We start from the raw sequence: 25,184 nt of genomic DNA, 5'->3' as shown, positions 1-25,184 counted from the left end.
TGAAATAATTGTTATAATAAGCGGATCTTTAACCTCTAAGTCAACTTCTACAATAATTGGTTCACAATCCTTCTTAATGATCCTTAAAATATAACTAAATGAAGATTTATAAATCTCAACTATTAATTTTAAAATATAGTTAATGAAAGTTGATATTCTTGGAAAATCAAATTTATAGCCATTGTTATCATATAATACTCCATATGATGCCTTAGTGACAATGGAGGAGAACACTATTCCTATAATAAAGTTTAGGGGGGTAAAATCTAGGGTAAGGAACATCCAAAACAAGAATTGTATTAAAAATAACTTGAAATTCTGTTTCATTTTTTTCATATGATCCTCCTTATCTCATTTCACCTTTATCTTTCTCATTTGGTTTATTTGTTTCCTTTGCCCTATATAAAATAATTTTAAGTCCTATAAAAGGTTTGTAATCAATATGAAACTTATCTATCATCATACCTACTAGATATAAATTATTAGGATTATGTTTATAACCTATTAACTCCCAATAATATTCTTCTATTTCTTGAAGTCTATCTACATTAAGCTTATTCTTTAAGTCCTTTATAATTTTTTCATCTTTTATAAATAAATTACTGTCAATTTGAATGTTTATATAATTGCCAGTCTCAGAAAGTTCTATTCGTATCTCTGTAGCATTATGTTCAAGTAAAAAGTTTATTATCTCATTAATAATCCCATTAACTTTTTGTTTTTCCTTATTCATTGAACCACTCCTTTTAGCAATATTATATAGGTAAAAGCTTGGAGCATTTTGAAATAGGTATGAACATTTAACACAAAATATATTTGTTTACAGCTAAGGTTATGAATCTCTTTTCACTACAATCAAATTACATTATTTTGATAAATTTTGTATGAGTTTAGTGAGGTTCATTTTCTATTTACTGTTAAGAAAATAAAAACAACCTATTAGTTAGTTTTTGAGAGTATATCTAATCTTGGCTCAATATCTTTATGCTTTTTACATAGTCATTTAATTTTGTATTCTAAAAATACATTTACTTAATAGTAAAATATGAATTATAGATTGTTATAAAAATGGTGGAGAAGTTATTTTGTCACAAGATAAGAATTAGATTGAAATTTTAAGATGGTATTTTGAATTGAAATGTTATGAAGTGTTAAAAAATGAAATTATATATGTATTTAATTATATGGAATGATTATGTATTTAGAACTGAGAGAAAAATAAATATGGAGTTAATGAAATTTTCAAAAGAGGATAGTATGTAACTTGATTGTTATAAAATATTATATTGAAAAAAAATGTAAATTACAATATATATTTACATAAAATAAAAGAATTATTGAATTTTTTGCTGTACTATTTGCTACATTTGATCTTGCCAACATTAAACTTTAACTATTATTATTTTATATTTTCAACTAAAAATAATTGTATCTAAGAAGGGCTACTAGACTATTTTTCTGTAGCCCTATATTAGAAATACATGTTTATTTACTATTATAGTTTTAACCCTTATACAATACTCTATCGTCAATATCCTCAATAGATTTACATCCAGTAAGAACCATAGCTGATTTAATATCTGATTTTAATCTATCTAAATAGATTTTTACACCTTCATCTTGTCCCCCGAAGGAAGTCATAACAAAAGGTCTACCAATTAATACGGCATCGGCACCTAGGGCAATCATTTTAATTACATCAATTCCATTTCTAATTCCCCCATCAGCAAGGATTGTTATTTTTCCCTTTACAGCCTTTGCTATGGCAGGAAGAACATCTGCCACACCAGGAGTATGATCTAGAACCCTTCCTCCATGGTTAGATACTACTATTGCATCTGCTCCTGTTTCTACAGCGAGTTTTGCTTCGTCTACAGTCATAATTCCCTTTAATATGAAAGGCAAATTAGTACTATCTACGATTTCTTTTATTTCTTCTACTGTTTTTGGCATTACAGGTTTTCCATGTAGAGCTAATGTTATTAGACCACAGGCATCAATATCCATACCTACTGCAAAGGCACCTGCCTTTTCTGCTTTTCTAATTTTTTCTATGACATTTTTATTTTCCCATGGCTTTATTATGGCGATTCCTTGTCCGTCAAATTTCTTTAAAGCTTCTAGGTTTTTAATTAAGAATGAATCTACAGCCGTGTCACCTACCATAGGATATATACCACCATCTAAACAACCTTTTATAACCCATGATATATACTCTTCCTCAGTGAATTTACCTCCCATGTTTAAAGTTGTTCCTGAAACAGGGGCAGCAAATACGGGAATATCTAATGTTTTTCCAAATAAGTGTATAGATGTATCTGGATCTTTAACATCATGGATAGTCCTCATGTTTACTTTATATTTATTCAGAGATAATACGTTAGCCTTAAAGGAACTGCCAGTACCCTTTCCTCCCATTCCAGGTACTTCACCACTGCAAACAGTACCATCACATACTCTACAGACACTACAGCTGCCCCTTAAGTTTAATCGTCCATCCCTTAATACATCAGGAAAATTCATTTAAATACCTCCTTAAGTTGTTATCCTAATAATTATTATAAGATTGAATTGGTCATTTGAAAAGTCTGGAAAAATTATTGTTAAAAATCTATATAGATTTGTCAACTCAAAGCTTGATTTATACATTTAATTTTACGGAATAACATACTAAAGTTTTCATAAAGTTTAGAGTTTATGGTTTAGGGTTTTTGTTTGTTTTTAAACTCTTAACCCTTAACTCTAATCCCTAAACCAAATATAATAAAGTCTTAGGTTAACAAAAAAACATTTTGTATAAATCAAGTTTATATGTGATAAATCTATATATAAGTTTAAAATAGTTTATAATAGAATTGTAAATAAGCGTTTATAGGATAATTCCTAAAAAGAGGGGGAAAAATATGAAGCATTTAGTAAAAAGAGTAGCGGCAATACATGATTTATCAGGATTTGGAAGAGCATCCTTATCTGTTATAGTACCCATACTATCTACTATGAAAGTGCAAGTCTGTGCATTGCCTACGGCTGTTTTATCTACCCATACGGGAGGATTTGAAGGATATAATTTTATAGATTTAACAGATACTATGGAACCTACTATAGAACATTGGAAAGAATTGGGGATAAATTTTGATTGTATATATAGTGGCTTTTTAGGATCTCCTAAACAAGTACATATAGTATCTAAATGTATAGATACGTTTAAAAGAGAAGACAATCTAGTAGTGGTAGATCCTGTTATGGGCGATAATGGGGAACTATATGATACTATGGATGATGAAATGGTAACTAATATGAGAATGCTAATAAAAAAAGCAGATATAATAACTCCTAATTTTACGGAGGTAATGTATCTACTTGGAGAAGAGGCAGGGAGAGAACCTGATGCTAAAAATATAAAGGAGTATCTTGTGAGATTGGCTCAGATGGGTCCTAACATAGTCATAATAACTAGTGTTCCAGATAAAGATAAAAGGACTAGCGTAGTTGCCTATGATAAAAAATTTAATAGATTTTGGAAAGTAAGTTGTGAATACATACCGGCCCATTACCCTGGAACTGGAGATTCTTTTACTAGTGTAGTTATAGGAAGTTTGTTACAAGGAGACAGTTTACCAATGGCTTTAGACCGTGGAGTACAGTTTATAAGTTCTTGTATTAAGGCTAGTTATGGTTTTGATTATAAGGAAAGGGAAGGTGTTTTACTGGAATTAGTTTTAGAAAATTTAAAAATGCCTATACTTATGAGTAGTTATGAATTATTAGAATAAAATAGGCATACTTCGTATGCTTCGCTATGGAACCCTATGGTTCCCTTCGACGCAACTAAAGTTGCTGAGCACCCTCCTTTAAAGAGGCAGGGGAATTCTTCCCCCACACCCCCTCGTTTTTTACTTATACGTAGTTTGAGGGGTATTCTAATTTTTCATAAAGTAAAAAATTAAAAAAATCCTTACATTTAACAAAGAAAAATGAACATAATAATTTGTAAGGAGTGTGATTTAATTGAATTTTTATGACGTAATAAATAAAAGAAGTAGTGAGAAAAGTTTTAAAGATACGCCCATATGTGAAAAGAAGATGGGAAGGATAATGGAAGCTACCATGAAGTCTCCTTCTTGGAAAAATCAAAGTTCTTACAAAATTATTTTAGTAAATGAAAAATTAGAAAAAGAGAAATTAGCTAAGGCTGTCATGAATGATGGGGATAATGCAGGAAATGCTTTGGAAGAAGCTCCTATGATGGCAGTTGTAGTGGGAAATCCAAATGTTTCTGGAAGAATTGGAGATAAAGAATACTATTTAGTAGATGGAGCAATTGCCATGGAACATCTTATTTTGGCAGCTACTAATGAGGGGTATGGTACTTGTTGGATAGGTGCAATTGATGAGACAAAAGTAAAAAGTATTTTAAATATACCTAATGAATATAAGGTTATAGGAGTGACTCCTATAGGAGAAGTAAATGAACATGAAAAACAAGATAGTAAGACTGAAATTTCTGAGCATGTATTTATAAATAAATGGGAAAACAAATTTGATAAAAATAAACTTCATTAAAATCAGGTCCAAAGGGACCTGTTTTTTTCTTTTAGTATAGCTATAATAGAAAACAACTAAGTTTTTTAAAGTGTAGTTTGACAACTCTGCTCATCTTAACTTATACTGAATAAGGTAGTATATTATTTTAAGATAGTATGGTAGATTAAATTGTTTTTTAAAAGTAAGATGGCAGAATAGTAGGACAAAATTATAGTAATTAAATTTATTAGAACATTACTATGCCCTCCTACGGAGGGCTTATATTATTAAGGTATAGCTTTTTATTGGAATGGTTATTTAACAACCATTTCTATATTGCTGTTAAAATTTCTTAATAATATAAGTCCACCATCTAGGAGGGTTTTATTATTTTTAAGGCGGTGATAATATGGAGCAAAATAATTCTAGAGAAACTTGGAGTTCAAAATTAGGATTTGTATTAGCTTGTATAGGATCTGCCATCGGACTAGGAAACATATGGATGTTCCCCTGGAGATTGGGGCAATTTGGAGGAGCAGCATTTTTAATACCATACCTATTATTTGTATTTGTACTAGGAACTACAGGCCTTATGGGGGAGTTTGCCTTTGGAAGATCTCAACAAAGGGGGGCCATAGGAGCCTTTGAGAAAGTATTTAAAGAAAAAAAACTTTCTGGAGGAACATTAATAGGAACCATACCTGTAGTAGCTCAAACGGGTGTATTTATATTCTACTCCGTAGTTGTAGGATGGGTATTGAGATTTTTTGTGTTTGCGCTTAAAAACGAGTTCCCGACTATGGACATAAATACAGCCTTTGAAAATTTTGCAGGTCATACGGAAAGTGTAGGTTGGACTATAGGTGCTATACTTATAACATTATGCATAGTTACTTTAGGAGTAAAGAGTGGAATTGAAAAAGTAAATAAAGTAATAATGCCTGCTCTATTTGGCATTTTTATTATGCTTATGATAAATACTTTATTATTAAAGGGGTCTATGGAAGGTGTTAAATATTTATTATTACCCGATTGGTCTTATCTCTTAAGAATAGATACTTGGGTAATGGCATTAGGACAAGCCTTTTTTACTGTTTCATTAGGAGGAGCAGGAATGGTTGTATTAGGAAGTTATCTACCAAAGGACATGGACATACCTTCATCAGCATTTAGTACGGCTCTATTTGATACATTGGCAGCTCTAATGGCAGCATTTATCATAATACCTGCAGCATTTGCCTTTGATTTGGACCCAGGAGCAGGACCCCAATTATTGTTTATAACTATGCCAAGGGTATTTAATATGATGGGTGGAGGATATGTATTTGGAATACTATTTTTCCTATGTCTGGTATTTGCAGCCATATCCACAGAAATAGTGCTCATGGAAGTTGCTGTGGAAGCCTTCATGGATAAATTCGGAATTAAAAGGACAAGTAGTGCAATGTTAACAGCATTCATAGGAAGTATTGCTGCTGGACTTTTAAGTACGAACATGGAGTGGTTTGGTAAGTTTGCCGATGTGGTTACCATATATTTATTACCATTCAGTGCCCTTTTAGGAGCCATAGCATTTTTCTGGATTTATGGAATAGATAGAGCTAGAAATGAAGTTAATATGGGCGCTAAGATAAAGATGGTAAAAGGTTGGGAAATATTAGCTAAATATATATTTGTATTTACTGCAACAGCAGTATTAGTATTGGGTATTTTATATGGGGGAATAGGTTAGACTTTAGTATAAGGGATGATTAATAATTAATTATTAATCATCCCTTTTTTATTGCACGATCATATGGATATAAATGTAATTTATTACAAAAACTAGTTCAAGATACTGTGTTTGTAAATGCATACATGTTTGATATACTTATAATATATAATAGTGTGGGGAGCGTGAAGGATGAAAAAAGTTATTGTGCCTATTTTAGCTACAGTTATGATTTTTACAGGGTGTTCAAGTACGGAAACGTCAATGGAAGAAAGTGCAGTGGTAGAAGTAGTAAATATGGAATCAGATAAAATAATGGCTCAATATAATCATCTTATTGAGAAGGAAAGTAAACCTGAAGAAATAATCTTATTTATTGATGATAATATGGATTATTTATCGGAAGAAAATGCAGATGAAGTAATGATAGACTTGTTTAACTATCTGTCCCATTATGGAGACGTATATATGGAAAAATTATTTAAAGATAAAACTCAGGAAACTTTAGAAAATATTTTTCCAAATGAATTTCATGAAAGTGAAATTCATCATATATCTAATAGAAGGATTAGGGGACTTTTGAGAGAAATAGTTAATGGTAGATATAAGTTAGTTAGATTTGAGGGCAGTTATTATCCTGTTGTGGACTATGACTATTTAAAAAAATATGGTCCTTATGTTTCTGATGAAATAAAAGACTATTTAAAATTAATGGGAAGAGAATCGGCGAAAGTTATGAGTAAAGATTCGGCTTTAAATATAAGTTGGGATGAATTAGGAGAAAGATTAGTTCAAACTGAAACTTATTTAGAGAAATATCCAAACTCTCTACTTAAAAAGCAATGTACAAGCCTATACTTAGCTTATCTGCAAGTATATATATGGGGGCTTGAGAATACACGTATAGATAACGACCAGTCTATTATACTAGAGGATCCATATAATAGTTATGAAAAAATAGCTACAAAATACCAGGATACAAGTATAGGAGACATGTTAGGCCAATATGTGAATATTTTAAACAAAAGTAATAGGATAATAAATGAAGATATTGAAAAGTCTAGAGAAGGACTATACAAAAATGCCATGTCCGTATTAGATGAAGAAGTGAAAAATGGTCAGTAAATTGCTGACCATTTTCTTTAGGTAAATAGTGGGAGGTGTTCTGATTGGACAAGGAAATGCTCGTATCCACAAATAAAAGTTTTAAGGGCCCTTGGACTGAATTTATGGAAAAGGGATATGTGAAAAAGGGCTCTGTTAGAAAAAGAATATATAATTCATGGATTAGAAGTAAAAACTATGGAATAGACCCTTTTGTAGATAAAATAAAGATAAGTCTTACTAATAAAGAACTTCATCAAAGGTATCAACGTTGTACTAATCTTACAAAAAGGGCAAAACCCTTTATGGATAGTTTGAATAAGATTGTGGGAAGTTCTAACCTTATAATAAGACTTACAGATAAGGACGGATATGTACTAGATTTTTTAGGAGACAGTAGCCTAGTTGAAAAATATGGAGAATTGAACCTGTATAAAGGTTGTAATGTGAAAGAGGAAAGTATAGGAACTAATGCTATTGGATTAGCCCTTATTATAGGAGAACCTATACAAGTTGTGGGAGAAGAACATTATTGTAAAATATATCATAATTGGACTTCATCTGCTTGTCCCATAAGGGATGAAGATAACAATTTAATGGGAGTATTAAGCATAACAGGGGCTAGTAGTGAAGTACATCCTCATACTTTAGGTATGTTAATAGCAGCTTCTGAAGCTATTGAAAATGAATTGAAGTTAGAAAAAAGTAATAAACAATTAGACTTAGCTAATAAACATTTTCATGCTATTATGGAATCCATATCAGAAGGTCTTATATGTACAGACAATGAAGGCATTGTTATGGATATAAATTTATTTGCAAGAAGATTTTTAAAGCTGAAGGAAGAAAATATTATTGGGAAAAATATTAAAAGCATATTATATAAAAAGGATTACAAAAGAGTAAAAGAATTTATGAGTAGTGGTAAAAAAATGGAAGAAGAAGAAATTTATTTTAAAACAGAAAAGGGGAGGGCAGATCCTTGTATAGTAGACTTAACCCCTATAAAAGTTTTGGCTTCAAATGAACTAGAAGGTGTAGTGATAACTTTTAAACAGGAAAAAATAGTACATAAATTAGTTAATAAAATAGTAGGGGCTCAAGCTAGATTTACCTTTGATGATATATTAGGTGAAAGCATGAATATCCAAAGTGCTAAAAAGATAGCTTCTATGGCAGCTACTACAAATACAACAACCCTATTGTTAGGTGAAAGTGGAGTAGGAAAAGAGATGTTTGCTCAGGCCATACATAATGGAGGAGCAAGAAATGGCAAACCCTTTGTAGTATTAAATTGTGGTGCTATACCTAGAGATTTAGTTGCTAGTGAACTCTTTGGATATGTGGAAGGAGCCTTTACTGGAGCTAGAAGAGGAGGACACCATGGTAAATTTGAGCTTGCAGATGGAGGAACTATATTTTTAGATGAGATAGGAGATATGCCCCTAGATGCCCAGGTGAGTTTACTTAGAGTGTTAGAAACTAAACAGATAGTTAGGATTGGAGGCCATGAAGTAATTCCTATAGATGTTAGAGTTATAGCAGCAACTCATAAGAATCTAGAAAAGGAAGTTGAAAGGGGTAACTTTAGAGAAGATTTGTTCTATAGGTTAAATGTAATGCCCGTATCTATTCCTGCCCTTAGGGAAAGAAAAGAAGATGTAAGTATTTTTGCCCATTACTTTATAAATAAGTTCACAAAGAATATGAACAAAACTATTAAGGGAATAGATAAAAGCTTTTATAAGGGTTTGAAAAATTACTCTTGGCCAGGAAATGTACGTGAATTGCAAAATATTATTCAATTAGTAATAAATATGATACCAGATGGGGAATATATAACAAAAAAAAATTTGCCTAATCATATATTAGAGAAGGCCCTGTTACCAGACATAGAAATGGATGAAAAATTATATTCCCTTGAGGATGTAGAAAAAATGGCCATAATTAAGACTGTAAAAATGACAAAAAATAATTTAGCTCTAGCGGCTAAGATACTAGGCATAGGAAGAAGTACTTTATACAGGAAAATGGATAAGTATTCAATTAAAAGTGTGTTAAAATGATACACATGTACCAAAATGAAACAGGTGTATACAAGCGGCAGTGTGTCAAAATGATACAAATGAGTGAAACAGGGTGTTGTGAAACATTCTGTTTTGTTATTTTAAAAAACATATTTATATTGAAAACGCTATCATAGAAAGCGATGTTAAAAAAATATCTAAGTGTTGGCTCGATTATTGCATATAGTATGTATGTAAATAAAAGAATTGATTTGGGAGGAAAAATGAATAATTTTATAAAACCCATTATAGTTTTTATTTTATTTTTTATTATACTTGCTGAAAAATTTAACATGGAGGTTTTAATTATAGGACTGATTGTTAGTTTGTCCATAAGTATTTTCAATAAAAAGGAAAAGGAAACTATAGATAAACCAAAAACATTAACAGTGAAAAAAATCCTATATTTTATTCTATATGGAGCAGTTTTACTTAAGGAAATAGTCATAGCGAATATTCAGGTAGCTAAAATAGTTCTTAGTCCAAAGATGAATATATGCCCTAAAATAGTAAAGTATGAAACAAAATTAATGTCTAAAATTTATCAAAGTATTTTAGCAAATTCCATAACGTTAACTCCTGGAACTTTAACTATGGACTTAGAAGGCAATATACTGACAGTACATTGTTTGAGAGAAGAGGATAGTCTTGGTTTAAAAGATTCTAAGTTTGAACAAATACTATTAAAGATTGAGGAGATTGATTATGACAAATAGTATTTTTATTGTATCTATAATAGTCCTTAGTATAACTATTATGATATGCATGATAAGAGCCTTTATAGGTCCTACTAAATTAGATAGATTAGTAGTAATAAACGTAATAGGAACTAAAACTATAGTTTTAATATCTATAATATCTTTCGTATTGCGTGAAACTTATTTTATAGATGTGGTATTAGTTTATGCATTGATAAGCTTTGTAGCTACTACTGTCATTGCGGGAGATTGGAGGTAGAAAATCATGAAGATGGTTTTTATAACATTGTTTCTATTGGGAGGATTATTTTTCTTTTCCGTAGGAACTATTGGGATACTAAGGTTTCCAGATCTACAAACGAGAATACATAGTGCTGCCAAATGTGATACATTAGGGGCTGTACTATGTTTGTTAGCACTAGTTATATATAGTGGTATAAGTTTTGTATCTTTAAAAATTTTGCTAGTAATAGTATTTATTTGGGTGACAAATCCTACGGCAACCCATTTAATAGGAAAGGCTAGTATGAAAAGTGGGGAAGTAAATAATCATGAAGACATTTAGTATTATTATGATGATATTTTTAATCGTATCGGCCATATCCGCATCTGTTATAAAAAATTTACTATCAACAGTCATTGTTTTTATGGTTTATTCATTAGTAATGGCCATACTGTGGCAACAACTCAATGCGCCAGATTTAGCCATAACAGAAGCTGCTGTAGGCGCAGGGATAACTACTTTACTATTCGTAATTACCCTAAAACAGATAAGGGGTGTTAAAAAATGAGAAAAATCATAGCCATAATCTGTACCCTTACAATAATAGGTGTATTGCTTATAGGAATAACTAGTTTGCCTCAGTTTGGTGATGAAAATATTTTAAAAGACAGGCCTTTAGCAAACAAATATATAAAGGACGGATTAAAGGATACAGGTTCAACTAACATAGTAACGGGTATTATATTAGATTATAGGGCCTTTGACACCTTTGCAGAAGCTACAGTACTTTTCACAGGAATTATATGTGTAATGTTACTTTTAAAAAAGGGAGATGAAGAGTTAGATGGATAGTATTATTTTAAGAGAGATTCTAAGGTTTCTAATTCCCTTAATACAAGTCTTTGGAATTTATGTAATATTGTTTGGTCACCTATCTCCTGGAGGGGGATTTTCAGGAGGGACTATAATCGGAGCTAGTTTTATACTTTATAGATTAGTAAATGATAAAAAAGAAGTTAATTCTAAACTACCCTATGAAAAGCTTATGAAGTCCATGTGTTTATCCTTAGTTTTTTATGGGTTATTAAAGGGATACTATTTTATAGGAGATTCTTTTCATCTACCTGTAATTCCTTTAGGTAAAGTAGGTAATATACTCAGTGCAGGAGCCATATTGCCCCTTAATATAGCAGTTGGAATTATAGTGGCTATAACAGTATATTTTTTATTTTCACTTTTTAATGAAGGAGAAATATGAACATGAAGAGTTTAACTACAAATTATTATGAAACGGGTTCAATAATATTATTTGGAATAGGATTTACCATGTTGTTACTTCATAACAACATAATAAAAAAAATAATAGGAATGAATATAATGGATACGGCCATTTTTCTGTTTTTTATAGCTAAGGGATATGTACACGGAAAGGATGCCCCCATAATAAGAGGCACAGCTGCAGGGTATATAGACCCAGTACCAAGTGCACTTATGCTTACAGGAATCGTAGTGGCAGTAAGTGTGACGGCATTTTTATTAGCATTGACGGTAAGGCTATATAAAGCCTATGGAACAGTTGAATTAGATGAGATTATGAAAATGAGAGGTGATTAATAATGAATGTTATAAGGAGTAGCCCCCTTGTTATTATATTATTGCTTTTTATTACAGCATTTTGTATGCCCATTATAAAAAACAATAAGAGAGTGAAAGTTCTATCAGGTACAAGTTTAGGTTTAAGTTTTATACTTTCTATTATAAACTTTATAAATGTATTAAATAATGGTGGATTTTCATATAGAATAGGTCACTATGATTCTCCTTGGGGAATTTCATTTTATATAGGTAATGTGGAAGCTATTATGTGTGTAGTGTTTACATTAGTAGCCCTTTTGGTCATGGTATATAGCTATATGACCATTGAAAAGGAAATAGGAAAAAAGAGAGTAAACTTATATTATACTCTAGTGAATCTTCTAGTAGGGTCACTCCTTGGTATAGTATTTACTAATGATTTATTTAATGGATTTGTATTTCTAGAAGTAAGTACTTTAGCAGGTTGTGGGATTATAGTAATTAAAGATGAGAAAGAAAATATAAAGGCCACTTTGAAATATTTAGTTTTAAGTAGTTTAGGTTCAGGATTAGTATTAATGGGAATTGCCTTTATCTATCCTGTATCTGGATATCTTGATATGGATTTTATAGGTAAATCCATCCAATCTCTAGAAGGAGCAAATAGAAACTTAATAGTAATAAGTGCTTCCTTGTTTACTATAGGTTTAGGAGTAAAAAGTGCCATGTTCCCACTTCATGTATGGTTACCAGATGCTCATTCATCAGCTCCATCACCTTCAAGTGCAATTCTATCGGCTTTAGTCTTGAAGCCACCAGTACTATTTTTAATAAAAATTTTATATAAGGTATATAAGATTGAGGTTTTAAGAGAAATGGGAATACTAAACATATTATTGGTCTTAGGAAGTATAGGAATGATTGCAGGTTCCATATTTGCCATAAACCAAAAGGAAGTAAAGAGAGTAATAGCCTACTCTAGTGTGGCTCAAATGGGATATGTATTCTATGGAATTGGTCTTGGCAGTAAGCTTGGAGTTATTATGGCTATATTCCATATGATTGGTCATAGTTTAACTAAATCAGCTTTATTTTTAATAGGTGGTTCCATGATAAAAAAGACTGGTTCTAAGTATGTGAAGGATTTAAAGGGAATTGGAAGAGAGATGCCTATTACACTGGGATTATTTACTCTATGTGCTTTATCCATGGTGGGGATACCCATATTACCAGGATTTATTAGTAAGTGGAAATTAGCCATAGCTACTATAGAGTCAGGAAAAATATATTTAATGGGTGTAATACTACTTAGTAGTTTGTTAAATGTTGCTTATTACTTCCCTATAGTTATAAATGGATTTTTCGGCCATGAAAACCTAGAAGGAAAGACATACATGAGTAAAGAGCTTAGAAAACCTAAAATAATACCAATAGGAATCTTGGTTATATGCGTAATATTAACTGGAGTCTTTTCTATTCAAATAATAGACTTTATAGGTCAAGGTTTTTAGGAGGATTATATGAAGTATTTTGTATTAATTCCCATAGTTTTTCCTATGATTATGGCCATCATAGGTACTAAGGTGAAGTTTAAAAGTGAAAAAGAAAGAAATGTATTTCTATATACTACAGTAATATTGAATCTGGCAGTATTAATAGAATTATTCATACAGGGAGAAGCCTTTACTATTCATTTAGTAAAGGTGAGTTCCTTTTTAGATGTATATTTTAAGATTGATAAACTGGGAATATTGTTTTCCATATTAGCTTCTACCCTTTGGATATTTACTACTAGTTATTCTATAGAGTATATGAAGCATGAAAGGGATGAAAAAAGATTTTTCATTTTCTTTTTAGCTACTCTGGGAATAACAGTAGGTATAGCTCTATCGGGAAATTTATTCACCATGTATATATTTTATGAATTATTGACCCTATCAACCTTTCCACTGGTTATTCATGCGGAAAGTAAGGATGCCCTATATAGTGGTAAAAAGTATCTTATATATTCCTTTGGAGGAGCCACATTGGCCCTACTTGGGATGATGATTCTTTATAGTATCACTAATAATCTAGACTTTATACCAAAGGGTGTGGTAATGGGGATAAGTTATGATAAGACTTTAATGTTAATAGCATATATGAGCATGTTCATAGGATTTGGAGTAAAGGCTGCTATGGTTCCCCTACACTCCTGGCTACCAGCAGCCATGGTTGCTCCAACCCCAGTAAGTTCATTACTTCATGCTGTGGCAGTTGTAAAATCTGGAGTATTTGCTTTAATAAGAGTAAGTTACTTTCTAGTAGGAGCTCAAGTTATAGCAGAAATAAATGGAAATAAGTATATAAGTGTTTTAGTAGTTTTAACTATTTTAATGGGGTCTTTTTTAGCCCTTCATCAGGATAACTTAAAGAAGAGGCTTGCTTACTCTACCATAAGTCAACTTGGATATATGGTATTAGGTATTGTTCTTCTGAATAAAGAGGCTTTAACGGGGGCTATAATGCACCTTATAAACCATGCAGTAATAAAAATAACACTATTTTTCTGTGTGGGAGCCATATATTACAAAACTCATAAAAAGAATATAGGTGACATTGAGGCCATAGGAAAAAATATGCCCATAACCATGTGGTGTTTTTCCATAGCAGCCATATCTCTAATAGGTATACCACCTACTAATGCTTTTGTAAGTAAATGGTACTTGGCTTTAGGAGGACTTGATGATAAGATAATATTTCCTATAATCATATTGTTAAGTGCATTCTTAACGGCCATGTATATATTACCTATAGTTATTACAGCCTTCTTCCATATAGAAGAGAATAAGGATGAAAGAAATTTAGATCCATCTAGAAAAATGTTAATTCCTATTATAACTTTGACTGGAATAATTGTATTTTTAGGGTTATTTCCTAATGTGGTTTTAAATTTTGTTAAAAGTATAGTTGCAGAAGTATTATAGAAAGGAGAAAGCAGATTTATGACAAATATAATGATTTTAAGCCTTATAGTACTACCGGCCATAGGAGCAGGAGTAGGTTTTTTAATCGGTATGAAAAGTGAAAAATATAGAGATTTGTTCAATGTAATAATAACTGCTTTGACTCTCCTTATAATAAGCTCCATGTACAGGCAGGTATTGTCATCTGATATAAAGGTATTTATTCCAGATATAATGGGAACGGGACTGGAATTAAAGTTAGATTCATTTAGGTATATATTTGTATGGGTTACTAGCTTCGTTTGGTTTTTATGTACCCTTTATTCAACGGGATACCTTATTAAGTATAAAAATAGAAATAGATACTATGCATTTTTTATGCTCACATTAAGCAGTACTATAGGCATGTTTTTATCTAATAATATAGTGAATTTATTCACCTTCTTTGAAATAATGTCATTCACATCTTATGCTCTAATAATCCATGACCAGGATAAATATTCATTAGATGCAGGAAAATCCTATATTAGTATGGCCATAGGAGCAGGATTGGTATTATTAATGGGAATATATTTATTATTTGACTACGCTGAAACTTTAAATATAGAGGAAATACCTCACAAGTTACAAATGTTAGGTAATTTAAAATATGTAATAAGTGCTTTGATACTAATAGGATTTGGAGCTAAGGCCAGTGTATATCCACTGCACATCTGGCTTCCAAAGGCCCACCCAGCAGCACCTACACCTGCTAGTGCCATATTGTCTGGTATTTTAATTAAAACAGGTATATTTGGTATGATCATAACTGTAAATATGCTTATGGAATCAGATATGATCTTGTCTATGATAATGTTAGGTTTTGGAGCTATAAACATGTTCTTTGGAGGATTTATGGCCCTATTCCAAAGGAATATAAAGAGGATTTTAGCTTATAGTAGTATGAGTCAGGCAGGATATATCATATTAGGTATGGGTCTTATAGGAATACTGGAAGAAAAGGGATTGGCTATATATGCGACTTTATATCATATATTTAACCATGCCATATTTAAAGTGTTGTTATTTATGGGAGCTGGAATCATATATATGGTATTACACGAACTTAGTATAAATAAGATACGTGGATTTGGTAGAAATAAAAATATAGTAAAGGGAATGTTTTTGATAGGGTTATTAGCCATAACGGGAACTCCAGGGTTTAATGGTTTTATAAGTAAGATCTTACTTCATGAGGCTTTAGCGGAAGGTGCTCATCTTTATCACAATGGCTACTTTATGATTTTGGAAGTAGTTTTTTACTTGAGTAGTGCTTTTACTGTGGCATATCTATTAAAGATATTTGGCTTTGTATTTATGGAGGAAAATCCAGAATTTTATGGCCAGTATAAGGAACACATTAAGAAAAGATCTTTAGTTCCTATGGTCATATTAGGAGGTACTATTGTATACATCGGGTTTAATCCACATATATTAGAACCTCTATTAAAGAGATCTTTAAGTGCTTTTGGTGTGGAAGAAAGTATACATCTTCATATATATACTTGGGGCAATATAAAGGGTTCTCTAATTTCTATAGGATTAGGATTGACAATATATTTTGCATATATTAATAGGGTCTTATTGAAGGATAAATTATATGTAAATCCTACTTTAGGATGGATAAACTTAGAAGAAGATATATATAAGCCTGTACTATTTACTGCCTTTAGGGCAAGTTCTTTTGTATTCCATATTATAGATAAGATGGTTGTTAGCAGTGTTCATTTAGTGGCAGATACGATGAAGGCCATAAGTGAAATAGATATAGATATAAGTAAAGAGAGGAATATAAGAATTAAAAATATAATAAATCCTCAAAAGGTTATGGAAGAAATGGAAGATTATAAATATAGTGTTTCTGAGGTAATAGCAAAAATAAACCTTAGAGTAAATAGTTTAATGTATGCAATTTTAATATTTGCAGTAGTTTTTGCAACCATATTAGTTATGATGATTAATTAAACTAAGCTTTGAAGAATTTAAATTGAAAAAAAGTCCATACTAATTAATGTTGGGGCAATGAAAATACTTCAACAATTAAAAATTAGGAGGATTAATATTTATGGAAAAGAATGCTAGACAAAATGTAGAAGATTCTTTAAATAAATTAAACCAAGTTGAAAGTGATTTAACTAATGCGGTTGAAATGGTTGAAAATCCTAATGCCAAAAAGAAAATGAAAAAGGTACTAAGAAAAGTAAATAATATGACAAATTCCATGGAAGGTATAACTAATCAATTATCAGATGATACTCCAGTTGGAGGAATTCACTAAAAAATTGCCCCCTTTAGGTTAAAGGGGGCTTTTATCATTTGAAATTATTTTTCTTTTTCTTTTTTACATACGTTACAGAGGGTATCACAAGTTCCAACAGCAGTAATACCAGCAAATATGCCATAAATTATATTGTCTATTGCTGAACTGTAACGTAAAAATATGAATCCACCAACTATTCCTAGTGGAATAGCCAATAGATGAGCATACTTACGACTTAATCCGAATTTTTCAAGAGCTTCTACGATTGCGTAGATGATGGCTGCTAGTATGGCTAGCTTAGAAGTCATAGTAGTTCACCTCCACTTTATAATATGAAAAGTAGGACAAGTTGTTACTTGAATGTAGAGAGATATATATAAACCATTTTTGAATTTAATTTATACCGTAAATTTTAATGGTTAAGAGTTTAGGGTTAAGAATTTGGCGTTTAATAATTAAAACTCTTAACTCTTAAATCTAATCTCTTAACCTTATTAATGCAAGACTAAAAATTTTCAAAATAGCTGTTTAATAAATAAAGTTCTAAGGTAGTATATATATGTTATAATTATCTGAATGTGATTTTTAACAAAAAATGGAGGACGATTCATGAATAAACTTGCAGTTAGATTTTTCGCTTATTATTTCGTGTATTTTGGAAGTCTTCCTATGTTTAATTTGTTTATTCCTATATTTTTAAAAAATAAGGGATTCACTCAAACAAAGATAGGGATACTTTTATCATTGGCTCAAATAATAGGAATAGGTGCTATGCCTTTTTGGGCTAACATAACAGATAAAAGCAAAAGTAAAAATAATATACTTAGATTGATTTTAATTTGTTCTGCCATTGCCATGTTTACATTTAGTAAAATGGACAATGAGTATTCTTTATATATTCTTTATGGATTATTTGCCTTTTTTAATTGTGCACTAATATTTTTAGGAGATACCATAACGTTAGAAGTAGCAGATAAGAACAATTTAGATTATGGAAAGATAAGACTAGGAGGAACTCTAGGTTTTAGTGTTTTTGCTATTGTTGCAGGAAAAATTGCATCTATAAAATTAGATTATGTATTTGTAGCTTATGTAATAATGATTATATTGTCCATATGCGTTTTAAGTAGTTTGCCAAAGGTAGAAGGGCATGGAACTAAAAAGAATAAAGGTAATATAGCTTTATTGCTAAAAAATAAAAACATTAGAATAGTATTATGTTTTAATGCTATGATTTTTATAACTATAGCTTTTTATAATTCCTTTTTCTCTATTTATTTTAATGAACTTACTCAAGATAGTTTATTAATGGGATTAGCGTTTTTTATGGCGGCTTTTATGGAAATTCCTTTTCTGTTAAAGTCTAAATATATATTAAAAAAGATGGGACCTTACAAACTTATGATGAGTGGTCTAGTGATTACTAGTGCTAGATGGATAATTATGAGTTTTAACTTTAACCCTTATATAGCCATATTACTTCAAGGTCTTCATGGTTGGGGATTTATAGTATTTACTTACGTAATGATAAATTATATTTACAACAATGTGCCTAAAGAACTGAGAGCTTCTGGGCAATCTCTAGTATCTCTAAGTAGTGCAGCCGGAATATCTGGCATAATAGGTAATCAATTAGGAGGATATTTATCAGATGCATTTGGAGTGAGAAATGTATTTTTAGGGAATGGAATATTCTTAGTAGTAGTGATGATACTGTTGATGATGTTTTATCCAAGAGATAATGTTGTAAAGGAAGATAAAATTTAATTGAAAAGATATACATAAATAGAGGTGTTAGTATTTTATTTACATACTAATACCTCTATTTTTTATGGTAGGTTTACTTTTTAGAATAGAATGTCTCTTTATATAGTGAGAATAAAATAATCGATTATAACTTCTCAATATAGTTAAGGGTATAGGCATAATGGAAATCATAGAGAAAAACAGATATAAAATGATTTTTCAAAATTTTTTGTCAAATCTACCTGTTTTTATCTACCTATTTATTAAAGACGTTTTTCATGAACAAAATTTTGTTTGTATATAGTAACAAGTGATTAACTGGTTAAAGAATTTCTCATCATATAAATTTAAAGGATGTGAGCAAAATGAACTTTATAGAACATGATTTAAATTTTAAAAATAAGCTTAAAAAGTTAAATAAACCTTCTATGATAGTGATACATCATGCAGCACATGCAAGTGCTAATGTATTGGATGTACATAGATGGCATAAACAAAATGGATGGAGTGGAATTGGCTATCACTTTTACATAGGAAAAGATGGACAAATTCACAAAGGTAGACCTGAAAATAGTATAGGAGCACATTGCAAAGATTACAACAAGGTTTCTTTAGGAATATGCTTACAAGGAAACTTTCAATTAGAAGAAGTAAATAAGATTCAATTAGATGCTCTTATAGGATTATGCCAGTGCTTATGTGACAAATACAGTATAAGTACTATAAAAGGCCATGGAGAATTGAAAAGCACAAGCTGTCCTGGACTAAACTTTCCTTTAATGAAAGTAAGGCAGAGGGTATTAAGAATGTTTGATAACTATATAGTTAAGGCTGGAGATACTCTGTGGTCTATAGCAAGACATTATAATTTAACAGTTCTAAGACTCATGGAGCTTAACGGACTAAAGGATAGCTTGATTTACCCTAATCAAATATTAAAAATTATATAAAAAAGAAGGTGACATATTAGATGAAGCAGAGGTTTAACTCTCTGTTTTTTCTATTTTTAGAAACTATAATATTTATATGGAAATAATTCCACAAACTTTCAAAGAAACCACATAAAAACATCACAATTAAATTCTATAATTAATAACATAGATTGGCAAAATGGAAAAATAGGAGAAGGAAAAAGGAGCTGTGTAAACATGAAAAAATTAATCAGTACATTATTGATAGGAGCAACATTATTATCAGGGGTAGCTGTATTTGCGGATAGTACTCAAATGCAACAGAGAAGACCTGTAACTAAGGTAGCACCAGCGGGACAAAAGGAATTTAATGTGGATTCAATTAAAGAAAGAATAGAATCTTTAGTGGCGGAAGGCAGAATTACTAGAGAGGAAGCTGATGAGATTTTAAGTAGAGTAAATGAAGTATCTTACTATGAAGAAATAAAAAATCTTACTCCAGAAGAAAGAACTGTTAAAATAGATCAGTTAGTGGCAGAAGGAAAGATCACTAGAGAAAAAGCAGATCAAATGATAGCAAAGATTATAGATGGTGAAATATTAAATGAAGTTAAAAGTTTAACCCCAGAACAGAGAGAAGCTAGATTAGACCAATTAGTGGCTGAGGGAAAGATCACTAGAGAAAGAGCCAATGCAATATTAGTTAAGATAAAGGCTAGTGAAGCATTACAGGAAGTTAAAAACTTAACTCCAGAAGAAAGGCAGGCTAGATTAGAGGAATTAGTAGCAGAGGGAGCTATTACTAGGGAACAAGCAGATGAATTTTTAAACAGAGGTACTAAAACTAAAAATAGATAATAAATAACATGTACAAAACAAAAACCATGATAAATTTATCATGGTTTTTTAAAGTTTAGGCCTCTGTTGTTTTGCATGTTTCTGCCTCTGCCAATTCTGATAGCTTTTCATTAACTAAATAATGAATAGAACCTTCAGGGTATTCATCAAAATTATTTAGTGTTCCAGCTTCCACATCTGTTAGTATTTCAATACCTTCATTGATAGTTCTAACTGAATAAATGTGGAACATTCCGTTTTCTACAGCTTCAACTACTTCATCGGAAAGCATTAGATTTTTAACATTTTGATGGGGAATCATAACTCCCTGTTCTCCTGTTAAGCCTTTTAATTTACATATCTTATAGAAACCTTCAATTTTTTCATTAACTCCACCAATAGGTTGGATTTCTCCCCTTTGATTTACGGAGCCTGTTACGGCTATAGATTGTTTAATAGGTATTCCTGATATGCTGGATAGTATGGCATATAATTCTGTAGAGGATGCACTATCTCCATCTACTCCAGAGTATAATTGCTCAAATACTATACTGGCAGATATGGCTAAAGGTTTATCTTGTGCATATTTATGTCCAAGGTATCCACTTATTATCATGACACCCTTATCATGAATACTACCACTAGACTTTACTTCCCTTTCGATATTAATGATTCCAGCACGGCCACGATAGGTGGATACGGTAATTTTGCTAGGTTTACCAAAGGAATATTCACCTACTCCTATAACTGCTAATCCATTTATCTCTCCTACTCGTCTGCCATCTACGTTTAATAAAATGTCTTCTGCTTCAAACATTTCAAATATCTTCTCTTCATAAATTCCATTTCTGTACATTTTTTGTTCAATGGCCTTTTTAACATGGGATTTTTCAACTATAGGACTACTATCAAATTCAGCCCAAGTATTTGCTTCATATATGATTTCAGCTATTGAATTAAATTTAGCACTTAATTTTTGTTTATGATCTGCAAGGCGAGAACAGTGTTCAATAACCTTTTCTACAGCCTTTTTAGTAAAATGACGTAAGTTCTTTTCTTCGCAATGGGCACCTATGAAACGGGCCATTTTAATTGAATTATCTTTATTTCGTATCATTTGAGTATCGTAGTCTGCCATTATTTTAAATAATTTTCTAAAGTCTTCATCATAGGAGTATAAAGTGTTATAAGCATAGTGACTTCCAATTATGATAACTTTTAAATTTAAAGGAATCGGCTCAGGTTTTAAAGTTCCTGCAACAATATAATTTAATTGTTTGTTTAAATCACCTATGATAGATTCATTATTAATTAACATTCTTTTAAGGCTAGTCCAAGTTATGGAATTAGATAATATATCTTTAGCTTGAAGAACTAAATATCCTCCATTAGCCTCATGTATGGTCCCTGGTTTTATTTGAGTAAAGTCTGTTCTCATAATTCCCATTTCATTTTTATATTCAATACTTCCTAATAAGTTATGATAAGTGGAATTTGATTCAAATACTACAGGTGCCTTATTTAAACAAGAATTATCAATAAATAAGTTTACTTTATATCTAAGGAAAAAATCTTCGAATCCTTCTGGTTGTTTATCTGTTTTAAACATTGATATGTTTTTTAATATATCTTCAGATAACATATTAAAATACTCTATAGTCTTTTGAGAAAAGGAATATTTTTCTTTTAAAGGAGTTAGGTAAAAATCAATTAAATTACTTACTGTATCCTTATCTAATTGCTTGAATTTTAATTTTATATAGGCATCCTTATTTTTTAAATCATTGAATATATCCGTAGTTTCTATGGCTAGTTTATCAGATTTTATTTTTATATCTTCAATTTCTTCATCGGAGAGTTTATTTATGTCTTCTTCATTCATAGGTTCATTATCTTTCAGAGGTAAACTTAGTATGCCTCGATCTGAATTAATAAAGGCAAATTCATATTCTTTTCCTATAGTATTTAATTCTTCTATTAGTTTGTTTACATAGTCTTCATATTCTTTAGATATGCTATTTTTTGCTCTTTGATATTCTTTAGAATGAAATACCTTTTTTATATCTCTTTTTAGTAATGTTATGGTATTTTCCATATCCTTTGAAAAATCTTTTCCTAAACCAGCTTTCAAATTAATGCTAATTGGAGTGTATGGATTTTTAAAGTTATATACATAAATCCAATCATCAGGGGTAGGAAGTTTCTTTGAAAATTCATTTGCAATATGTTTCACGTAACTATTTCGACCAGTACCACTTTCGCCGGCCACAAAAATATTGTAACCTTTATTTTTTACTGAAAGGCCAAACTGTATAGCTTCAGAAGCTCTCTTTTGACCTATAATTTCATGGCCTAAGGGAATTAAGTCTTTTGTGGTAGTAAATTTAATAGAGTCTAAATTACATGTGTTTTTTAGATTTTCTATAGATATTTTATACTTATTATTCATAAGAATTCCCCCTTTAATTAATATATACCCTAATAAAAAGTAAAGTACCATGTAAATTATTAGTAAATTATGAAAAAAGTTTATATTAAAAATATTGTAATGGAAAAATAGTGGTTGAGTACAATTAGAATTTATGGTAATATGTAAAAAAATATCCACTAAGGGTGATTGATAAGCACTATAAAACTTTCGAGTTTTATAGTGCTTTTTTGTTTTGGAAAAATTTTGAAGTAGGTGATAATATGAGTGATTCAAAATCCTTTTATAAGCTGTTGGTGAAGGTGGCCTTTCCCATTATGATTCAGTATTTTATAACTTCCTCTGTAAACATGATGGATAGCTTTATGATAGGGAAATTAGGAGAGGAAGCAGTAGCCGCGTTGGGTATTTCAAACCAATACTTTTTTATGTTTAATTTACTCATAATGGGTATCTGTTCTGGATGTAATGTTTTAATAGCCCAGTTTTGGGGGAAGGAAGATACTAAAAGTATAAGGAAGGTATTAGGAGTATCTTTGGCATTAGGTATAAGTACTAGTGTTATATTTTTAATAGGGGGAACTTTCTTTAGTGAAAATATAATACATGTATTTAATAAGAGTAATGAAGTTATATCTTTAGGTAAAGATTATTTAACTATAGTGAGTATAAGTTATGTATTCACGGCAATATCCTTATCCTATGGAATTGGAAGCAGGGGAGTGCAACAAACAGTTTTACCTATGGTATGTAGTAGTGTTGCCTTTTTATTAAATGTAGTATTTAATTATGGTCTTATATTTGGTAATTTAGGAATGCCTGCCTTAGGTATAAAGGGAGCAGCTGTAGCTACTTTAATAGCTAGGGTTGTGGAAATGATTTTAATTATAATTTTAATATACGGAAAAAATCACGTACTTAAGGCTTCCTTTAAGAGTTTAATAGATTTTGATAGAAAGTTTTTCAAAAGAGTTATGGACGTTACTATTCCTGTTATAATAAATGAAATTTGTTGGGGGTTAGGTATAGTTATATATGCTATCATATATGGAAATATGGGAACAAGATCCATGGCAGCAGTTCAAATATGCACATCTATACAAAATATGTTCTTAATTGTACTCTTTGCCATTGCCAATGGAGCCTGTGCCATTGTAGGAACTGAAGTGGGTAGAGGGGATTATGATAAAAGTAGATATTATTCTAAAAAATTACTCCAAACTACATTAGTATTATCTGTAGTGATAGGAATAGTTTTAGTAATATCATCTAAATATGTATTAAGAATTTACAATGTATCTAATGAAGTTTATATGAACGCCTATTACATGATTATAATAACATCCATAGTTCTTCCAGCACGTTTTATAGGAGGAATACTAATTATTGGAATCCTAAGAGGTGGAGGAGACACCAAGTATGTTTTAAGGGTAGAATTCATTACCATGTGGTTTTTAGGAGTTCCCCTTTGTCTAATAGGAGCTATGTTGTTTAAACTAAAAATATATGAAGTATACATGTTAGTAGCCCTAGAAGAAGTGGTGAAATGTATAGTATCGTTTATGAGATATAAATCTGGGAAGTGGATAAGAAATTTAACAGTAGTAGAACATTAAGAAAAAGCTAATACAATTTGTATTAGCTTTTTTAAGCTTCAACTACTATATCTTCCCTGGGAATATAACTACAAGCTAATCTCCAATTATCTTCTATTTGTTCATCAGATAATTTGTTGTATTCTTCTGCGCTAACATCCATTAGATCATTTCCTTTTGTTACTCTAACTCTACATCCTCCACAAATGGCATTACCCCCACAAGGTGAAGGAATGAAAATATTATTATCCCTTGCCATTTGGAGTAATGTACTTCCAGGGATTGTTTCTATAGTTTTATTAGATTTAGAAAAAGTGATTTTTATATACATACTATACACACCCTTGCCCTAAATAAATGTAGATTTGTTAAATTAAAATCATGGTTGTTAGTTTAAAAAAATGGATCCCAAATACTTAACTCTAATCTCCTAACCTTATAAAAATGTAGAGTATAGAAAGACTATTAATAGTATATACCAACATATAAAATTATATATTTAAATTTAAAAAAGGATTTTAT

26 protein-coding genes are annotated in these 25,184 nt (G+C 30.7%); 20 read left to right on the top strand and 6 right to left on the bottom strand.

Annotated features, from left to right (window positions below; genetic code table 11):
• The 3 genes from CCE28_RS19955 to CCE28_RS19945 all read right to left on the bottom strand — a co-directional run.
• Positions 1-336: Na+/H+ antiporter subunit E (locus CCE28_RS19955; protein ID WP_141228394.1), on the bottom strand; the 336-nt coding region annotated here is incomplete at its 3' end.
• A 10-nt stretch (positions 337-346) separates the two neighbouring features.
• Positions 347-733, bottom strand: coding sequence for a hypothetical protein (locus CCE28_RS19950; protein WP_095135681.1), 387 nt, complete (start codon positions 731-733; stop codon positions 347-349).
• 770 nt (positions 734-1,503) lie between these two features.
• A complete protein-coding gene (locus tag CCE28_RS19945) occupies positions 1,504-2,523 on the bottom strand; it encodes an alpha-hydroxy-acid oxidizing protein (protein ID WP_095135679.1) in 1,020 nt (339 codons plus the stop codon).
• Positions 2,524-2,903: 380 nt separating this feature from the next.
• On the opposite strand from CCE28_RS19945, the gene CCE28_RS19940 reads away from it, so the two are divergent.
• The 16 genes from CCE28_RS19940 (at position 2,904) to CCE28_RS19865 (ending at position 17,163) form a co-directional block, all read left to right on the top strand.
• Positions 2,904-3,773, top strand: coding sequence for a pyridoxamine kinase (locus tag CCE28_RS19940; RefSeq protein WP_095135677.1), 870 nt, complete (start codon positions 2,904-2,906; stop codon positions 3,771-3,773).
• Positions 3,774-4,008: 235 nt separating this feature from the next.
• On the top strand, positions 4,009-4,563 hold the full coding sequence (locus tag CCE28_RS19935; protein ID WP_095135675.1) for a nitroreductase family protein: 555 nt from the start codon (positions 4,009-4,011) through the stop codon (positions 4,561-4,563).
• Positions 4,564-4,933: 370 nt separating this feature from the next.
• Positions 4,934-6,256 (top strand): sodium-dependent transporter, encoded by a 1,323-nt coding sequence (locus CCE28_RS19930; RefSeq protein WP_095135673.1) that lies wholly within the window; start codon positions 4,934-4,936, stop codon positions 6,254-6,256.
• Between the two features lie 171 nt (positions 6,257-6,427).
• Positions 6,428-7,360, top strand: coding sequence for a hypothetical protein (locus CCE28_RS19925; protein WP_095135671.1), 933 nt, complete (start codon positions 6,428-6,430; stop codon positions 7,358-7,360).
• Positions 7,361-7,404: 44 nt separating this feature from the next.
• Positions 7,405-9,405, top strand: a complete 2,001-nt coding sequence (locus CCE28_RS19920; RefSeq protein ID WP_095135669.1) for a sigma-54-dependent Fis family transcriptional regulator — start codon at positions 7,405-7,407, stop codon at positions 9,403-9,405.
• Between the two features lie 224 nt (positions 9,406-9,629).
• Positions 9,630-10,121, top strand: a complete 492-nt coding sequence (locus tag CCE28_RS19915) for a Na+/H+ antiporter subunit E (protein ID WP_176461939.1) — start codon at positions 9,630-9,632, stop codon at positions 10,119-10,121.
• Positions 10,111-10,362 carry a monovalent cation/H+ antiporter complex subunit F gene (locus tag CCE28_RS19910; RefSeq protein ID WP_095135665.1) on the top strand — a complete coding sequence of 84 codons (252 nt, stop codon included), beginning with the start codon at positions 10,111-10,113 and terminating at the stop codon, positions 10,360-10,362. The genes CCE28_RS19915 and CCE28_RS19910 overlap by 11 nt, the downstream gene beginning before the upstream one ends.
• 6 nt (positions 10,363-10,368) lie before the next feature.
• A complete protein-coding gene (gene mnhG / locus CCE28_RS19905; protein ID WP_095135663.1) occupies positions 10,369-10,668 on the top strand; it encodes a monovalent cation/H(+) antiporter subunit G in 300 nt (99 codons plus the stop codon).
• A complete protein-coding gene (locus CCE28_RS19900; protein ID WP_095135661.1) occupies positions 10,655-10,894 on the top strand; it encodes a Na(+)/H(+) antiporter subunit B in 240 nt (79 codons plus the stop codon). Before mnhG ends, CCE28_RS19900 begins: the two co-directional genes overlap by 14 nt.
• Positions 10,891-11,178, top strand: coding sequence for a hydrogen gas-evolving membrane-bound hydrogenase subunit E (gene mbhE, locus CCE28_RS19895; RefSeq protein ID WP_095135660.1), 288 nt, complete (start codon positions 10,891-10,893; stop codon positions 11,176-11,178). Before CCE28_RS19900 ends, mbhE begins: the two co-directional genes overlap by 4 nt.
• Positions 11,171-11,584: an MnhB domain-containing protein gene (locus CCE28_RS19890; RefSeq protein ID WP_095135659.1), complete on the top strand. Its 414-nt coding sequence runs from the start codon at positions 11,171-11,173 to the stop codon at positions 11,582-11,584. Before mbhE ends, CCE28_RS19890 begins: the two co-directional genes overlap by 8 nt.
• A gap of 2 nt (positions 11,585-11,586) precedes the next feature.
• On the top strand, positions 11,587-11,940 hold the full coding sequence (locus tag CCE28_RS19885; protein ID WP_095135658.1) for a sodium:proton antiporter: 354 nt from the start codon (positions 11,587-11,589) through the stop codon (positions 11,938-11,940).
• A 2-nt stretch (positions 11,941-11,942) separates the two neighbouring features.
• Entirely contained in the window at positions 11,943-13,412 is a 1,470-nt protein-coding gene (locus CCE28_RS19880) for a complex I subunit 5 family protein (protein ID WP_095135657.1), read from the top strand.
• A gap of 9 nt (positions 13,413-13,421) precedes the next feature.
• Positions 13,422-14,867 (top strand): complex I subunit 5 family protein, encoded by a 1,446-nt coding sequence (locus CCE28_RS19875; RefSeq protein ID WP_095135656.1) that lies wholly within the window; start codon positions 13,422-13,424, stop codon positions 14,865-14,867.
• A gap of 18 nt (positions 14,868-14,885) precedes the next feature.
• Positions 14,886-16,850, top strand: a complete 1,965-nt coding sequence (locus CCE28_RS19870) for a complex I subunit 5 family protein (protein WP_095135655.1) — start codon at positions 14,886-14,888, stop codon at positions 16,848-16,850.
• A 100-nt stretch (positions 16,851-16,950) separates the two neighbouring features.
• Positions 16,951-17,163 carry a hypothetical protein gene (locus CCE28_RS19865; RefSeq protein WP_095135654.1) on the top strand — a complete coding sequence of 71 codons (213 nt, stop codon included), beginning with the start codon at positions 16,951-16,953 and terminating at the stop codon, positions 17,161-17,163.
• A gap of 44 nt (positions 17,164-17,207) precedes the next feature.
• Here the strand turns inward: CCE28_RS19865 and CCE28_RS19860 are convergent, their stop codons facing one another.
• Positions 17,208-17,453, bottom strand: coding sequence for a hypothetical protein (locus CCE28_RS19860; protein WP_095135653.1), 246 nt, complete (start codon positions 17,451-17,453; stop codon positions 17,208-17,210).
• 301 nt (positions 17,454-17,754) lie between these two features.
• Between CCE28_RS19860 and CCE28_RS19855 the strand changes: the two genes are divergently transcribed.
• The 3 genes from CCE28_RS19855 to CCE28_RS19845 all read left to right on the top strand — a co-directional run bounded on the left by CCE28_RS19855 (position 17,755) and on the right by CCE28_RS19845 (position 20,660).
• Positions 17,755-18,912, top strand: a complete 1,158-nt coding sequence (locus CCE28_RS19855) for an MFS transporter (RefSeq protein WP_095135652.1) — start codon at positions 17,755-17,757, stop codon at positions 18,910-18,912.
• A 344-nt stretch (positions 18,913-19,256) separates the two neighbouring features.
• Complete coding sequence (locus CCE28_RS19850; protein WP_095135651.1) at positions 19,257-19,841, top strand: N-acetylmuramoyl-L-alanine amidase; 585 nt, start codon at positions 19,257-19,259, stop codon at positions 19,839-19,841.
• Between the two features lie 198 nt (positions 19,842-20,039).
• Complete coding sequence (locus CCE28_RS19845) at positions 20,040-20,660, top strand: hypothetical protein (protein WP_095135650.1); 621 nt, start codon at positions 20,040-20,042, stop codon at positions 20,658-20,660.
• Between the two features lie 55 nt (positions 20,661-20,715).
• Here CCE28_RS19845 and CCE28_RS19840 read toward each other — a convergent pair whose 3' ends face one another.
• Complete coding sequence (locus CCE28_RS19840) at positions 20,716-23,088, bottom strand: ATP-binding protein (RefSeq protein WP_095135649.1); 2,373 nt, start codon at positions 23,086-23,088, stop codon at positions 20,716-20,718.
• A gap of 242 nt (positions 23,089-23,330) precedes the next feature.
• Between CCE28_RS19840 and CCE28_RS19835 the strand changes: the two genes are divergently transcribed.
• Positions 23,331-24,683 (top strand): MATE family efflux transporter, encoded by a 1,353-nt coding sequence (locus CCE28_RS19835; protein ID WP_095135648.1) that lies wholly within the window; start codon positions 23,331-23,333, stop codon positions 24,681-24,683.
• Between the two features lie 31 nt (positions 24,684-24,714).
• Here CCE28_RS19835 and CCE28_RS19830 read toward each other — a convergent pair whose 3' ends face one another.
• Positions 24,715-24,993: a 2Fe-2S iron-sulfur cluster-binding protein gene (locus CCE28_RS19830; protein WP_095135647.1), complete on the bottom strand. Its 279-nt coding sequence runs from the start codon at positions 24,991-24,993 to the stop codon at positions 24,715-24,717.
• Positions 24,994-25,184 lie beyond the last annotated feature (191 nt).

The organism is Anaeromicrobium sediminis (genome assembly GCF_002270055.1).
GTDB classification, from domain to species: Bacteria; Bacillota; Clostridia; order Peptostreptococcales; family Thermotaleaceae; genus Anaeromicrobium; species Anaeromicrobium sediminis.
This window is presented reverse-complemented; position numbering and strand designations above follow the sequence as displayed.

What these genes read in the sequence shown, in the direction of transcription:
- CCE28_RS19885 (WP_095135658.1), top strand. Translation starts at nt 11,587, where the DNA reads ATGAAGAGTTTAACTACAAATTATTATGAAACGGGTTCAATAATATTA.
- CCE28_RS19930 (WP_095135673.1), top strand. Translation starts at nt 4,934, where the DNA reads ATGGAGCAAAATAATTCTAGAGAAACTTGGAGTTCAAAATTAGGATTT.
- CCE28_RS19865 (WP_095135654.1), top strand. Translation starts at nt 16,951, where the DNA reads ATGGAAAAGAATGCTAGACAAAATGTAGAAGATTCTTTAAATAAATTA.
- CCE28_RS19925 (WP_095135671.1), top strand. Translation starts at nt 6,428, where the DNA reads ATGAAAAAAGTTATTGTGCCTATTTTAGCTACAGTTATGATTTTTACA.
- CCE28_RS19835 (WP_095135648.1), top strand. Translation starts at nt 23,331, where the DNA reads ATGAGTGATTCAAAATCCTTTTATAAGCTGTTGGTGAAGGTGGCCTTT.
- CCE28_RS19915 (WP_176461939.1), top strand. Translation starts at nt 9,630, where the DNA reads ATGAATAATTTTATAAAACCCATTATAGTTTTTATTTTATTTTTTATT.
- CCE28_RS19940 (WP_095135677.1), top strand. Translation starts at nt 2,904, where the DNA reads ATGAAGCATTTAGTAAAAAGAGTAGCGGCAATACATGATTTATCAGGA.
- CCE28_RS19830 (WP_095135647.1), bottom strand. Translation starts at nt 24,993, where the DNA reads ATGTATATAAAAATCACTTTTTCTAAATCTAATAAAACTATAGAAACA.
- CCE28_RS19870 (WP_095135655.1), top strand. Translation starts at nt 14,886, where the DNA reads ATGACAAATATAATGATTTTAAGCCTTATAGTACTACCGGCCATAGGA.
- CCE28_RS19845 (WP_095135650.1), top strand. Translation starts at nt 20,040, where the DNA reads ATGAAAAAATTAATCAGTACATTATTGATAGGAGCAACATTATTATCA.
- CCE28_RS19840 (WP_095135649.1), bottom strand. Translation starts at nt 23,088, where the DNA reads ATGAATAATAAGTATAAAATATCTATAGAAAATCTAAAAAACACATGT.
- CCE28_RS19890 (WP_095135659.1), top strand. Translation starts at nt 11,171, where the DNA reads ATGGATAGTATTATTTTAAGAGAGATTCTAAGGTTTCTAATTCCCTTA.
- CCE28_RS19880 (WP_095135657.1), top strand. Translation starts at nt 11,943, where the DNA reads ATGAATGTTATAAGGAGTAGCCCCCTTGTTATTATATTATTGCTTTTT.
- CCE28_RS19945 (WP_095135679.1), bottom strand. Translation starts at nt 2,523, where the DNA reads ATGAATTTTCCTGATGTATTAAGGGATGGACGATTAAACTTAAGGGGC.
- CCE28_RS19910 (WP_095135665.1), top strand. Translation starts at nt 10,111, where the DNA reads ATGACAAATAGTATTTTTATTGTATCTATAATAGTCCTTAGTATAACT.
- CCE28_RS19860 (WP_095135653.1), bottom strand. Translation starts at nt 17,453, where the DNA reads ATGACTTCTAAGCTAGCCATACTAGCAGCCATCATCTACGCAATCGTA.
- mnhG (WP_095135663.1), top strand. Translation starts at nt 10,369, where the DNA reads ATGAAGATGGTTTTTATAACATTGTTTCTATTGGGAGGATTATTTTTC.
- CCE28_RS19950 (WP_095135681.1), bottom strand. Translation starts at nt 733, where the DNA reads ATGAATAAGGAAAAACAAAAAGTTAATGGGATTATTAATGAGATAATA.
- CCE28_RS19855 (WP_095135652.1), top strand. Translation starts at nt 17,755, where the DNA reads ATGAATAAACTTGCAGTTAGATTTTTCGCTTATTATTTCGTGTATTTT.
- CCE28_RS19900 (WP_095135661.1), top strand. Translation starts at nt 10,655, where the DNA reads ATGAAGACATTTAGTATTATTATGATGATATTTTTAATCGTATCGGCC.
- mbhE (WP_095135660.1), top strand. Translation starts at nt 10,891, where the DNA reads ATGAGAAAAATCATAGCCATAATCTGTACCCTTACAATAATAGGTGTA.
- CCE28_RS19850 (WP_095135651.1), top strand. Translation starts at nt 19,257, where the DNA reads ATGAACTTTATAGAACATGATTTAAATTTTAAAAATAAGCTTAAAAAG.
- CCE28_RS19875 (WP_095135656.1), top strand. Translation starts at nt 13,422, where the DNA reads ATGAAGTATTTTGTATTAATTCCCATAGTTTTTCCTATGATTATGGCC.